10 protein-coding genes are annotated in these 12,546 nt (G+C 55.7%); 3 read left to right on the top strand and 7 right to left on the bottom strand.

All coding sequences use genetic code 11. The annotated features are described in order from the left end of the window. Positions 1–16: 16 nt before the first annotated feature. The 7 genes from I6I12_RS00100 to I6I12_RS00070 all read right to left on the bottom strand — a co-directional run bounded on the left by I6I12_RS00100 (position 17) and on the right by I6I12_RS00070 (position 6,016). Positions 17–283 (bottom strand): hypothetical protein, encoded by a 267-nt coding sequence (locus I6I12_RS00100; RefSeq protein ID WP_234288091.1) that lies wholly within the window; start codon positions 281–283, stop codon positions 17–19. Positions 284–308: 25 nt separating this feature from the next. Further along, a complete protein-coding gene (locus tag I6I12_RS00095; RefSeq protein WP_005326106.1) occupies positions 309–605 on the bottom strand; it encodes a hypothetical protein in 297 nt (98 codons plus the stop codon). Between the two features lie 16 nt (positions 606–621). Continuing rightward, positions 622–1,248, bottom strand: coding sequence for a DUF6668 family protein (locus I6I12_RS00090; protein WP_070433084.1), 627 nt, complete (start codon positions 1,246–1,248; stop codon positions 622–624). After that, positions 1,248–3,455: a cutinase family protein gene (locus I6I12_RS00085; protein ID WP_200287382.1), complete on the bottom strand. Its 2,208-nt coding sequence runs from the start codon at positions 3,453–3,455 to the stop codon at positions 1,248–1,250. Before I6I12_RS00085 ends, I6I12_RS00090 begins: the two co-directional genes overlap by 1 nt. Before the next feature lie 4 nt (positions 3,456–3,459). Continuing rightward, positions 3,460–4,269: a DUF8176 domain-containing protein gene (locus I6I12_RS00080; RefSeq protein ID WP_200287381.1), complete on the bottom strand. Its 810-nt coding sequence runs from the start codon at positions 4,267–4,269 to the stop codon at positions 3,460–3,462. Positions 4,270–4,306: 37 nt separating this feature from the next. Continuing rightward, on the bottom strand, positions 4,307–5,416 hold the full coding sequence (locus tag I6I12_RS00075; RefSeq protein ID WP_200287380.1) for a hypothetical protein: 1,110 nt from the start codon (positions 5,414–5,416) through the stop codon (positions 4,307–4,309). A gap of 387 nt (positions 5,417–5,803) precedes the next feature. Continuing rightward, entirely contained in the window at positions 5,804–6,016 is a 213-nt protein-coding gene (locus I6I12_RS00070; protein ID WP_168162316.1) for a helix-turn-helix domain-containing protein, read from the bottom strand. Positions 6,017–6,207: 191 nt separating this feature from the next. On the opposite strand from I6I12_RS00070, the gene I6I12_RS00065 reads away from it, so the two are divergent. The 3 genes from I6I12_RS00065 to I6I12_RS12095 all read left to right on the top strand — a co-directional run bounded on the left by I6I12_RS00065 (position 6,208) and on the right by I6I12_RS12095 (position 12,501). Beyond that, positions 6,208–6,378: a hypothetical protein gene (locus I6I12_RS00065; protein ID WP_156794356.1), complete on the top strand. Its 171-nt coding sequence runs from the start codon at positions 6,208–6,210 to the stop codon at positions 6,376–6,378. A 94-nt stretch (positions 6,379–6,472) separates the two neighbouring features. Further along, positions 6,473–7,024 (top strand): hypothetical protein, encoded by a 552-nt coding sequence (locus I6I12_RS11925; RefSeq protein ID WP_234288090.1) that lies wholly within the window; start codon positions 6,473–6,475, stop codon positions 7,022–7,024. Positions 7,025–7,407: 383 nt separating this feature from the next. Next, positions 7,408–12,501, top strand: a complete 5,094-nt coding sequence (locus tag I6I12_RS12095; RefSeq protein WP_338081051.1) for a DEAD/DEAH box helicase family protein — start codon at positions 7,408–7,410, stop codon at positions 12,499–12,501. Positions 12,502–12,546: the final 45 nt, after the last annotated feature.

Genomic DNA, 12,546 nt, shown 5'->3' with positions numbered 1-12,546 from the left:
TCGGAGGTGTAGTTAGTTAGACGAACCACGACGCGATGGTGGCAGCAGAACTAGCGATAAGAACGCCAAGAGCGATTTTCAGTGCGGCGGTTGTGGGGGAGGTTGCCGATACTGCTTCGCCACGGTTTTTGTCTGCGGCCATGAGCGCGCCGAGGATGATTACTGCCAAAACGGAAACGGCTAGGGAGACATACAGTGCGTATTGCAGCCACTGCCAGCCCGTTCCCCACACTTCTTGCGGGAGGTCTTGTGGGGTTGATGGTGGGCCTTGGGCAAGAATCACGAGCAGTTCTCCTTACGTAGTGGTGCTAGATAAGTGCTGCGACGATGGTTCCGGCACCGCCGATAATCAAGCAGCCGACGCCGACACGCAGCGCGGCAGAGGTGGCTTCTTCGCTGGTTCCCTCGCGACGGGAGAGAACCATGGATGCGCCAATGGAAATCACGCCAGCCACGGCAACGACCAGGCCGATATAAACGCCGAAGTTGAGGCCACGGTCTACTTTTTCGCCGAAGTCACCAGGTGCTTGTGGGCTTAGGTCTTGGCCGGGAACCTGCGCGAGAATCTGGGAGTGGATGTTGGCTGCGGTTTGGGTCAGAGACATGGATTTTCCTTTCGGTTTAGAGGTGTTTGTTGGCTTCGCGGGCGCGCTCTACAAGGTCTTGCCCGATTGAGCGCACGGATTTGTGAACGAGGTCAGGGGATTCTTTTTTCTTTTGCCAGAACTTTGTGGGCTCTTCGTCCTCCGGTTCGTCGTCGAGTGGTGACCATTGGGGAAGTTCGTCGACGGTTGACTCACGCCAATCGTCGAAGTAGTCCACCCGCCAGATGGTCGGGACGGTTTTTTCCAGAACTGTGATGCGCTGTTCTAAGCTGCGGGGCAGCTTTCCAGGTGCGTCAGCAACCAAGATGATTCCCAAGACGCGGCAACCACCTGTCTTGTTGGACTGGTCTTGCAGTGCCAGGTCGTGTGCTGCTTCTAGTCCTGCACGGGTGGTTCGCGCGACAATCACGCACCACGGGTATTTGTCATGGACTGGCCACAACTGGCCGGCGTCGCCAAAGGGTGCCAGCGCGTGAGCTAGGTAGGTAGCTCCTGCGCCGCCGTGGGCAGCGACAAGCCAGATAAGCGGATCCATTTCCCCCTCGGGGGCAAGGCGGGTGTCTGCAAGGTCATTGCCTAACCCGTTAAGCGCTACGCGCTTGAGGGGTTTTGGTTGTGCTGCTGCCGTGTCTTGGGAGGTCATTAGCCCATCAGCTCCTTTTTGAAGTTGGTCACCTGGTCGAGGGCTTGCTTGGCCTCGTCCGCGTTGTAGGTGGCGTTGTCCAGTCCTGCTGCTTGTACGGCTTCTGGTCGCACTTCATCTCCGGCGACATCACGGCTGGAAGCGACTACCCAATCAACGGTGGCGTCAATGGCACTTCGACCGTCTGCTGTGGCAGGTCGGCTTCCGTAGGAGTTGTGGGCGTTTCCATGTCCTGCTGCTTGTACAGCAGTTTCCGCTAGTCCATCACCGGTAATTCCCAGCACATCGATTTCTTTGAAGACTTCATCGGCCATGCCGGTAACCGTCTCTGGGGTTAGGACTTCTAGTGCGGCGTCAGCGAGCTTGGCTGCAGCAACAGCCAATCCTGCCTTCGGATTGGTAACACCTGCCGAGACAACCTGTGCGAGGTTCTCGACGGTTACTGCCTTCTTGGCAATGGTGATTCCCTTACCCAGGGCCATTCCACCAAGCTTGCTGACTGCAGCAACAGTAGATTTTCCAAGGTCTCCGATAAGTTCCCCGCCAATTGGCCCGCGTGCTTCTTCCATGGACTTACTACGAGCACCGTCGCGGGAAATGGTCGAAATTAGGTCTACCTCGCCAGACTGAGAAGCAGACTCCGCCTCAGAAGTTGCAGTAGCAGAGGCTGACGGGCCCTTGGACTTCGCCGATGTCGTTTCCTCTGCGGTAGTAGACGTCGTTTCGCTATCGGCAGACTCTGCGCTAGAGCTGGGTGCTGTCGATGGTTCAGCAGCTAATCCAGGAACTTCGTTGTCACTGACCGATTCGACCTTAAATCCGCCTTTACCGAAGTCGATTCCTCCGCCTTTGACATCATCAATGCCGCCGAGCCGAACGGCAGGGCCCAAGGTGTCGCTTACGGCTTGAAGAGATTCTTCTGGGTCGTGCAGGTCAAGGCGTTCTGCGGTGCCAACAACAAGGTCAGAAAGTCGCCCTGAAACAGGCAGGTCGCAGACAAGGTCGCCTTCCGAGCACCACGACGCGGTGCGGGAGGCGAGCTCTCCGAAGTCTTTTCCTCCGGTCTTGTCCAGGCCCATGCCTGCGCCATCGAGCCTGTCTTGTTCTGGAGAGCTAAAGTCTCCTACCTGCTTAATGTTTCCGCCGTCAGTTCCGGGTACGGCTTCTGGAGTAGAAGCGCCGCCCTGCATGACTTCTACGCCCTTGTCTCGTGTGGGGTCAGAAAACAGGGCTACGCCAGCTACCTTGTCAGCTGGGAAATCGGACTCTCCGGAGCCGATTTCACGGGCAATGGTGGAAGCTACTTGTGCGCCTTGGGAGTGTCCGGCCAAAAAGACCTTCGTGTTTGGGCAGTTGTTAGCTACTTCTTGCAGTACCTTTGCGGTGTTTTGTGCGCCCTTTTCCATCGACTCGGAATAAGCAACAGGCGCCGATGGTTTCAGTCCTGGCACAAAGGCGCCGCCTGCAGCAGCTGGGTAGGTGACGTAGGTACGGGCAATCCGCGTGCCGTCTTTTTCTACCGTGTCCTTGTGCTCGGTCTTCCACTCGTCAGTGTCGTTTTTCGGAGCGTCTTCCCATAGTGAGTCTGCAGACTCGCTATCGCTGTCAGACTCTTCGGTGCTCTTTGCACTGTCTTTGTCTGTGTTGTTCCACGGATCATTTGAATCTGCAGAGTTTTCGTCCTTAGACGTCTCGGCGTCTCCCCACAGGTCGTTAGCGTTGCTATTGGAATCTGTGGAATCGTCCGAATCGCCCTCCGACCCCCAGAGGTCGTTGCTGTCGCTAGAGTTCTCACCAGTCTTTTTATCTCCGCTGCCCCACAAGTCATTGGAGTCAGCGGCAATAAGTTGGGTGTGGTTGTCCGTGACTGCTTCTGCAGTTGTTTGGGCTGAGGTGGACTCAGAGGAGTCTTCTGCTTGCTCCAAGCTAATACCGCCCGATGGGTCTTTCGGGGTGCTTGGGTTTCCTTCACGCATGGCAGGCCCGGCGATTTTCGAGCCGAAGCCATGGTCGTGAGTAGAGTCTTCCTGCGCGGACGTGTCAAAGGTGCCATTGACAAGAACGAGCTGAATATCAGCGCATTTGTCGTCGGAGACTTCCTTCTTTTCGGTCTCGGTCTGGGCCATAGCGGTAGGTACAGACAGGCCGAACATGGCTACAACGGAAGCCGTGGCGGCGTAGGAGAATGCGGCTTTTATCGGTTTCACCGTCTTAGTCCTCTCGTCCAATGGAGTGAACAGCCCACGTTCCGTGGTTGTCCTTGGCGGTTACTTTTTGCTTGTAAAGAGTTGGCTTGTCTTCCTTGGGTTGCTTGACCTCTAGCTCTACGGAGGTCGTATCTCCCTCGGACGGCTGCATAGTCAAGCACCAGGTCGTACCTTCGGGAGCAGCCTTGGGCAGAATCTTCATCCAGTCCTGCTTTTGCATTTCGCTGTCTTTGGTCAAAGACGCCTTGACGCCATTGGCGTCGGCATCAAAATAAGCCTTTTCAAACTTGGCGATAGCTGCACGCGGTGAGTCCTCCTGGGAGACATCAACGTCATTGTTTCCCCCGCAACGATCTCCGACCTCTGCGACTTCTTTCGAAGTATCAGAGATGGGTTGCGGGCCCTTTTGCTCCACTTGGTCAGCAACCGGCGAGGATTGTTCGGTTTCGCCCTGTGCTTCGGTCGTCTCGGGCGAATCGCTCCCCTGGTTCAGGTAGGTTGCAGCGCCAATGGCTACCAATGCGAGTACGGCTACACCGAGTGCTATCGGCGCTGCAGATCCGCGCTTTTTCGGCTCAGAGGGTGCGCTCTCTTCATTCTCGTTGCGTGCCGGACGAGATAGCTTGGGCTTTTTAACAGCCTTCGGCTTCTTTTTTGGCTGCGGTTTCTCCTCTACAGGCTGTTCCGGCTGCTTATCGGCTACGTCTTCTTCCGCTTTTGTGCTCTCGTTAGCCCCGTCGAGGGCGCGTAGCTCCGGCTTGGAAGAGTTTTTGTCCTTGTCCTGGTTGTTTAGTGCGTCAAGCCAGTCGTCCATGGGTATTCCTCATTTCTCGGCTGTTGCCGCAGACAAATTAGACGGTCTTGTGGTCGATGGTCATATCTGCCGACACTGCGCCCAGTTCACCGCTTTGGGAAGTAGGCAGGTTTTCCACGTGGTCGATAACCGCGTTGTGCAGGTTATTGAGGTTTTCCTGGGCGTACTCCGGCAGCGTAGACGCTGCGTTTTGGCCTGCTTGCTGAATGAAGGCCACCTCATTCGCTGGAAGCGCAACGGTGTTTTCTCCGGCTGCGGTAGAAATCGTCACATCGCCATCGAAGGGCTGGGCGGTGCCCTGCGCGGTAACCGTGATTCCTGGCGCACTCACGGTCGCTGACGCGCCTTCTACTTCGTTGGTTTCTACCGGCGCAGCTGGGGCAGGCTCCGGCTGGCTAGGTACAGGAGCCGAGGCTGGTGTTGGCTGTTCCGGCTGTTCTGGCTGTACAGGAGCCGATTCAACGGCCTGTGGGGCAGGCTGATGATTTTCTTCTACCGGCTGAATGTCCTCTACTTCACTAGCGTCTTCTGCCTCACCGTTTTGTGGCACCACAGCAGGCTGGTCGGCGATTGGCTGTTCTTCTACTGCTGGCTCAGTGGTGTGGACGGCAGGCTGGTAAGTCGGCTCGGTAGCAATGTCTACCGGCTCATTGTTAATGGCAGGTTCTGCTGCCGGCTGTTCGGAGATAACTTCATCGCTCCACTGTGGGGTTGCGGAGTTGTTGTTGCCATTGTCAGATTCCACCGGCTTTGGTGCCGGAGTTTCAGCTTCGGTGCCCGGCTGAGATTCGTTGGAGGCAGTCGGAGCAGTCTCGGTACCTGGCTGCGCATTGTTAGCTGGCTGAGCCGGAATATTGGACTGGTTAGGAAGCTGCGCGTCGATCTCGGTTCCCGGCTGGGCGTTATTGGCAGCGGCGGATTCTTCTTCCCCGCCGTTGTTGCCCGCGGAGTTGTTATCGGTGTCCGTACCAGGCTGTGCTTCGCTTGCAGCTTGTGCGTCGGAATCATCGGAGGCGGTGGTATCCGTGCCGGGCTGGGCACCAGTAGATTCCTCGGCCTGCGCCGAGGCAGCGCTTACGCCAGTAACAGCACTCAAGGCGACGAGCGTGGCGGCGCTTGTGGAAATAGCGGTGCGGATATTGACCATTGGTCCCTCTCTACAATGTGTGCGTCATTTCTCATTTTGCGCGTTCTGCGCGTTCTGCGCGTTCTGCGTCGCACTCCATTGTGGCGCAAGCCCTGTGCCATTCCAACAGCAATTGTTTATTATTTTTGCCTTTTAACTTTCCCCAAGGTTTTCACATGCGTTTACTTTCCCTTTATGCACTGGGACTTTCTCCTTTATTTACCGAAATTCCCGAATTTAATTCACAGCAATAAAACGGGCCAATACCCCCATCTCGGGGCGGGTGTTAACATTCTTATTAGTTGATGATATGTCCGCATTTTGCTGCTTTTTACAGAAAAACACCCCAGAATGGAACATTCTGGGGTGTCTGACCAGCCCTAACGGGCAAGAAAGCTACAGCTTTCGCTACTCCTGCGGGGGTATCCCGTTGAGCAATTCTTCTAAGGAAGATTTTGGAATCCGGTATCGACCACTCGGCAAGCGGACAACTCCGTCAATTTTTCCGGACGCGGCCCACGCCTGCACCGAACGTCGAGAGACGTTGGGAAGCAGTTCTGCAGCTTCTCCCGAGGTCAGCCACACTTCTTCGTTGGTCTGCTCAGCGTCTCCTGTAGTCATGTCGGTCATATTACATCCACTCCAGCTGGCGTCAATCACGCGATTGGCACACTCTGCGCGTTCTGCGCGTATTGCGCCTTTTGCGCTTTTTGTCTATTCTCGTTTCTACCTCGGGCCATAAAGCTGGCTTTGTCGAGGTTTTCTTGAACCATTTTATATAGGTAACACTTAGCCCTGCTAGGAGGGCATTTATGGATACCAAAGTCACCTTTCGTATTGATGCACACCTCAAAGAAGAGCTGCATCATATGGCTATCTGTCAGCATACAACGATGAATGCGCTGATCGTTCAGGCCATTTCTGAGAGTCTTGCCAGATACCTTGGAGAACGCTGTCTGGTTAAAAAAGGTCTAGCGCACTAGGTTTTTAGCCCCATAGAATTCGGGGCCATGGCGAGGAAGAAGAAAGAAGACCCCAATCAGATCTCCCTTTTCGACTTCTTAGGAGAAAGCACCAATGATCTACAAAGCGACAATCCAGCAGGCCTATCAGGACGCAGGACGCGAACTAAGCGAGCCGGAGTTGACCGAGACCTACGAAGCAATGATGAGTCAGTGGGAGCAGACCTCCGCGAGGAATCTGCAGATACTCACCGACCGTTGGAAGCAGAAGACGGGCAAGCAGACAGTCGACGCACTAACGCGGGGACAGCTTCTGAATCTGGCCGACCAGCAGGCGAGCGAGGAAGTCCGCAGCGAGTGGCTCGACCCGCTCACCCAGGAAGTAATCGAGGACAATCTTCTCCACGACGAGATGAATCCACCGAGCCTGCAGGTTCTCACCTCCCCGAATCTGTGGATGACTCAGTGGAATCTCCTTCCCGACAACGACGCACTCAACGAACTAGCAGCGAGCCTGTGGCCGGAGAAGAGCTCGAAGTGGCTGCTGGTGGCAACGGCACTACTGCAAGTCAGCGACCATCAGAACAAGGAGTACCCGACCGAGCAGGACTCGACACTTCTTCCCGCCTTCGAGGCGAAGGTCAATCACGCAATGACGCTCAACTAGATCCGGTTTGGACAAATATCGCCGCGATTGAGGCGGCTATTGCCTACCGAGACGGTGACAGTCTTGATGATAGCCAGCGCCAGGCGCTGGAACAATACCGCTCTTGGGGTGCTTTCTCCCAGGTCTTCGATGAACACAACGAGCGCTACGCACCTGCCCGCCAGCGTCTTCGCGAGCTACTAAGCGACGACGAATACACGGCAGCTAGGCGCACAATTCTTACCGCCTATTACACTCCCCCAAGCCTTACTTCCACCATCTGGGATAGCCTTCGCACCGCAGGATATACCGAGGGAAAGGTGCTCGAACCCGGAGTTGGAGCAGGTGGATTTATTGACGCGGCCCCCGAGGGTGCAGACGTTGTAGGCATTGAGCGCGACCCTATGAGCGCGCTTATCGCTAATGCTCGCTACCCCGAGTCGCAGATTCGTCGCGAAGACTTCGCGGATACCTCAATTGCCGATAACTCCTTCGTCGCCACCATCGGCAATGTTCCTTTCTCCCAGACCGCACCTTACGACCCGCACCACAACCGTGCGGGCCTATCCACGCACAACTACTTCATTTCCAAGTCCATCGACTTGACCGCCCCAGGTGGCTATGTTGCTGTTCTAACCTCCCAGCACTCTGCCGATTCGGCTGGGCGCGGGGCTACCAGCGTGCAGCAAGCACTTACTGACCGCGCCGATTTCATCACTGGCGTGCGCCTGCCTGGCGGCTCAAACGGTGCTTTTGCCGATTTTGCTGGCACCGAAGTAGGCACTGATGTTCTCGTCTTCCGTGTCCGCGACGAAAATCAGGAACCTAGTGCGCGTACCGAGGAATTCTGCCGGAAACAGTCCATTACGGTGGGCGATACCACCCGTGCGATAAATAAGTTCTTCGCAGATAATCCAGACCACGTACTCGGTACGTGGAGGGAAGTTTCTTCCCAGTTCGGGCCAACCCTAGAGGTACGCAGCGACAATACGGACAACGTGGCAGACCAGCTGGGCGATATTTTACGCCGCGATATTTCTACTGCTGTCGCCAACGGCCAGGGGCTTACCGCTAGTCCAGAAACGATTAACCACGCCGAACAACTAGACGTCTCTGGCCTTATTGAGGCCCGCCGAGAACAGCTTCAAGATACTTTGGGCGCATTGCGCTATATCGACAATGACGACGGCAGCGTGCAATTCCAGCAGCTTAATCCCATCGGTGGCAGCGGCGAGTCCGCATGGGAAGACGTCAAATGCGCTAAGAAATACCAGCAGGAATGGAAAGCCATTGTTGACCTGCGCAATACCACCGAAGCAGTCCTAGAAGCCTGCCGCGAGGGGCAAGAAGACGAGCTTCCCGCACTACGCGAGGTTCTTAACACTCAATACGACGCTTACGCCAGCACTTACGGCCCGCTTAATCGCTTTACTGTCCAAGCTGCCAAGGAAAAGACGCCAGAGCGTATCTCGGCTGACTTCGAGAAAAAGGTTGACCTGTGGCGCAAGCACAACGCCGTCGATGATCGCCCTTTCGAGGGGGAACTACCCGAGGAAGTCACCGCACGGCTATGGGACGAAGCCAAGCAGCCCAGCACCCGCGAGCAGCGCAAGCAACTGCACCTTTCTGGCGCACTGCGCCGCGACCCGTATGTCACGGCTGTTCTAGCACTCGAAGACTTCAATGACGATACCCAGCAGGCCACCAAGGGCCCGCTGTTTACTACTAACCCACTGCGCTCTATCGATACTCCTACCAGTGCCGATTCGGCCCAGGACGCGGTAGTTATCGCTCAAAACCATAACTTGCCCATGACTACTGCCACCTTTGCAGAGCTTTTGGGAAATACCGACGAAGACGCCCTTGCCCGCGAGCTGACCGAAAATAAGGTTGCTTTTCGTCACCCGCACCGCCCTGACGAGTGGGTTCCAGCAACCAAGTACCTTTCTGGGTCTATCTATCCCAAGCTGGAAACTGCCCGCCAGGTCGCGCACAACGATCCGCGCTTTCTTCCCAATGTCGCAGGCTTGGAAGAAGCGTTGCCGGACAAGGTCACCAGCGGAATCAAGATGAGTCTAGGTGCGACGTGGATACCTGATGATGTCTACCGCGATTTCATCATTGACACCTTGGATATTCCCGCCAGCCTGCACAATCGAGTCACAGTAAACAACCGCGCCGATGAATGGTTTGTCAGCACGCCAAAGGATTGGCACACGCGAGAAGAAGTCGATCTGAAATGGGGCGTGCGCGCGGCTAACGCAAATGGCCAATACAACTTCAATGATGAAGAGTTTAAGGATTTCAGCCATGCTGGTATCGCCCACTCTGGTGCCGACGCCACTGTCTACTCGGCAGCAAAGCTCATTGAAGACACCATGAACATGCGCCCGCCGCAGCTCAACATGTCCAAATACGCCAAGCTGGATAAAGGCTACGGAGAAAATGCGCTAGTCGTCCACCGCAAGGCTTCTGCCTTTGCCGGTTCCAAGGTGGAAGGACTAGAAAAGCACTTTTCCCGCTGGGTCACCCAAGACCCAGCGCGCTATGAGCGCCTAGTTGACGTCTATAACCGCACGCTCAATGGTGTTGTTGCCCCCAGCTATGACGGTTCTCGCCGCGAGATTGCAGGCATTAGCGACCGCTACAAGCCCTACCCATATCAGCTCAACGCAGTCGAGCGCATGCTCAACGAACCAGGTGTGCTGCTAAACCACGTTGTCGGTGCCGGTAAAACCGGCAGCATGCTCATGGGTGCCATGGAGCTAAAGCGCCTCGGCGTTGCTAAACAGCCTTGGATGGTGGTTCCTAACCACCTCGTAGAGCAGGTAGGAATTGAGGCAAAGCAGTGGTTCCCCGGTGCGAATATGCTGGTAGAAACCCGCAGTGGCAGCAGCCGCAAAGATGACCGTCAGCGTCTTCTTGCCCAAGCCGCAGCCAATGACTGGGAGCTAGTCATTGTCTCTATGAGCTCGTTCGGTGAGATGAGCATGTCCGCTGACTACCTGCGCGACTACCGCGACAGCGTCTTAGACGAGTTCGAGCGCGACCTGCAGGAAATCCAAGACAACGAGGTAGACGAGCAGACCCGCCGCGATAACACGCGCCGAATCGAGCAAAAGCGCGACAAGTTCGAGCAGAGCATGAACCAAAAAATCGACAAGATTTCTCGCGGCGACACAATCCCTTGGGATCAAACGCGCGGCGACTACATCATTGTCGACGAGGCCCACAATTATAAAAACCTCCGGCGCGTATCCAAGCTGGCTGACCTTGCCGAAGAAGGCTCTGACCGCGCTACTGACCTCGACGTGAAACTGCGCTACCTACGCGGAGAAAAAGGCAGCGACCATCCTATTGCCACCTTTGCCACTGGTACGCCTATTGCCAATTCCATCGCCGAAATCTACACCATGCTCAACTATCTTCGGCCCGATCTTCTCCACGAAGCAGGCATGCATGGTGTGAACTCCTGGGCGCAAAACTTCACCTCGAAGCGCAGCGAAATTGGCTTTACCGCTGGCAATAAAATCAAGCCACAAACCCGCATTGCCAGCTATGAAAACCTTGCAGAGCTGGCCCAAATGTGCGCGCCCATGGCCGACACCATCACCCGCGACGATATTCCGCGCAAGCTACCCAGCATTAAAGGCGGTGAGACTACCGTCGTGGAATTCGACGTAGACCAAGAAACCAAGGACTTAATTCAAGATCTTTCCTGGCGCGAAGATAATCAGCCAGACAACCCCAAAATCGACAATGCCCTAAAGATTATGAGCGACGGCAAAAACGCCACGCTCTCGCCAGAATTGGCTAACCTTCCGCCCGCCCAAGGTGTCGGTCGAGTTCATGCTGTTGTCCAAAACGTCGTGCGCGAGTGGCAGGACAATAAAGACAACGAGTACACCGACCAGCAGGGCAATATTTCGCCTAATCGTGGTGGTCTACAGCTTATTTTCTGCGATAAGGGAGTGCCCAAGCCTGACGGGTCATTCTCCATGTATGAGGCAATCCGCGACCAGCTTGTCGAAGCCGGCATGGATAAAGACCGCATTCGCTTTATCCACGACTGGGATAATAAGCGCACCCAGCTTTTTGACGACTGCAATAACGGCAAAGTCGATGTGCTTATTGCCAATACGGCCAAGCTAGGAACCGGCGCAAATATCCAATCTCGCGGCGTTGCTATCCACCACGTAGACGTTCCCTGGCGTCCTGCCGACCTAGAGCAGCAGGACGGACGTTTCTTCCGCCAAGGCAACCAGAACGACGAAGTCGCCCGCTATACCTACGTTGGACGCGGCACCTACGACGGGCATTCTTGGGCCACTATCGAGCGCAAAGGCCGGTTTACCAACCAATTCTGGAATGCTGACCGCTCCATGCGCTCAATTGCCCCGCTCGAAGACAACGACCTAGAAGCCATGGCCCAAAACAAGGCTATCGCTACCGGAAACCCTGACTTCGTGCGCAAAGCAGAGCTCACCAAACAGGTAGAAAAGCTCGAAGCTGCCGCCGATGAACACACAGCACTCGCCGAATCCAACGTTCTCACCCGCAGGCAAGCACAAGAAGGCCTCGCCCGCGCCCAACGACGCCTAGACCGAACCGAAGGACTAGTAGACCAAGCAGAACAATGGGCAGACACCGACTCAAAGGAGCGCACCTGGAATATCAACAACTCCCATCAAGACTCCCGCGAAGAAGCCACTAGCGCCCTTATTAACCGTCTCAAAGAGGTCAAAGACTCGCGCAGCACCGACTACCAGCCAGTAGGTACTATCGCTGGAATCTCGTTTGCGGCACGTTTCGACGCGATTAATGGCAGCGTTCAGGTTAAATCCGACTTCGGGCAAGTAGGCCGTGACGCCATTGAAAAATGGGTCATTGACCCCACCTACGCGCACTCGGGCATTACTCCTGAAGAAATCAAGAACAAACAAAGCGGACTGCTCACCCAGCTAGAAAATACGGTGCGCTCAGCCCCCGACCGCGTTGACCAAACCCGCGCAGACATCACCAACCATCAGCAAACAATCGACGATATTGACCAACTCGGGGACCCAGAGTCCTTCCCCCAGCAAGACCAGCTGGACTCGGCTCGCAAAGAACTCAACACGGTCACTCAACGCCTGGCTGACTTCGACGCCTCCGACGCAGAAGTTCGCCGACGCCAAGAATATGCCAGCCGACTCGCCAGCAAAGGGCGCAGCCCCGGCTACTCCCTAGAGCTCAACCCCACCGGGTTCATGCGCGATACAGGAATGATCTGCCACCCAGACAGCAAACCCATCTCCCACACAGCAGGAGACACTGCACTTATGGATCCTCCTGCCGACCCTGAACTTCACCCCGAAGCACAGACAAGCATGGACTTCCTCGACGGACTCGGCCTTGGAGATGAAACAAGCAATAGTCCCCACAGTGACGGCCAAGAAGAAAACTCATCCCAGCCCCTAGACGAAGAACAAGAGGACGATAACGGAAATGAGCTGTAGCACACCCCTCAACGCAGCATGTACAATGAACGCAGAACACGCAAC

Source organism: Corynebacterium kefirresidentii, assembly GCF_016599755.1.
Taxonomy (GTDB): domain Bacteria; phylum Actinomycetota; class Actinomycetes; order Mycobacteriales; family Mycobacteriaceae; genus Corynebacterium; species Corynebacterium kefirresidentii.
The sequence above is the reverse complement of the archived record's forward strand: the minus strand, read 5'-3'. Positions and strand labels throughout refer to the sequence as shown.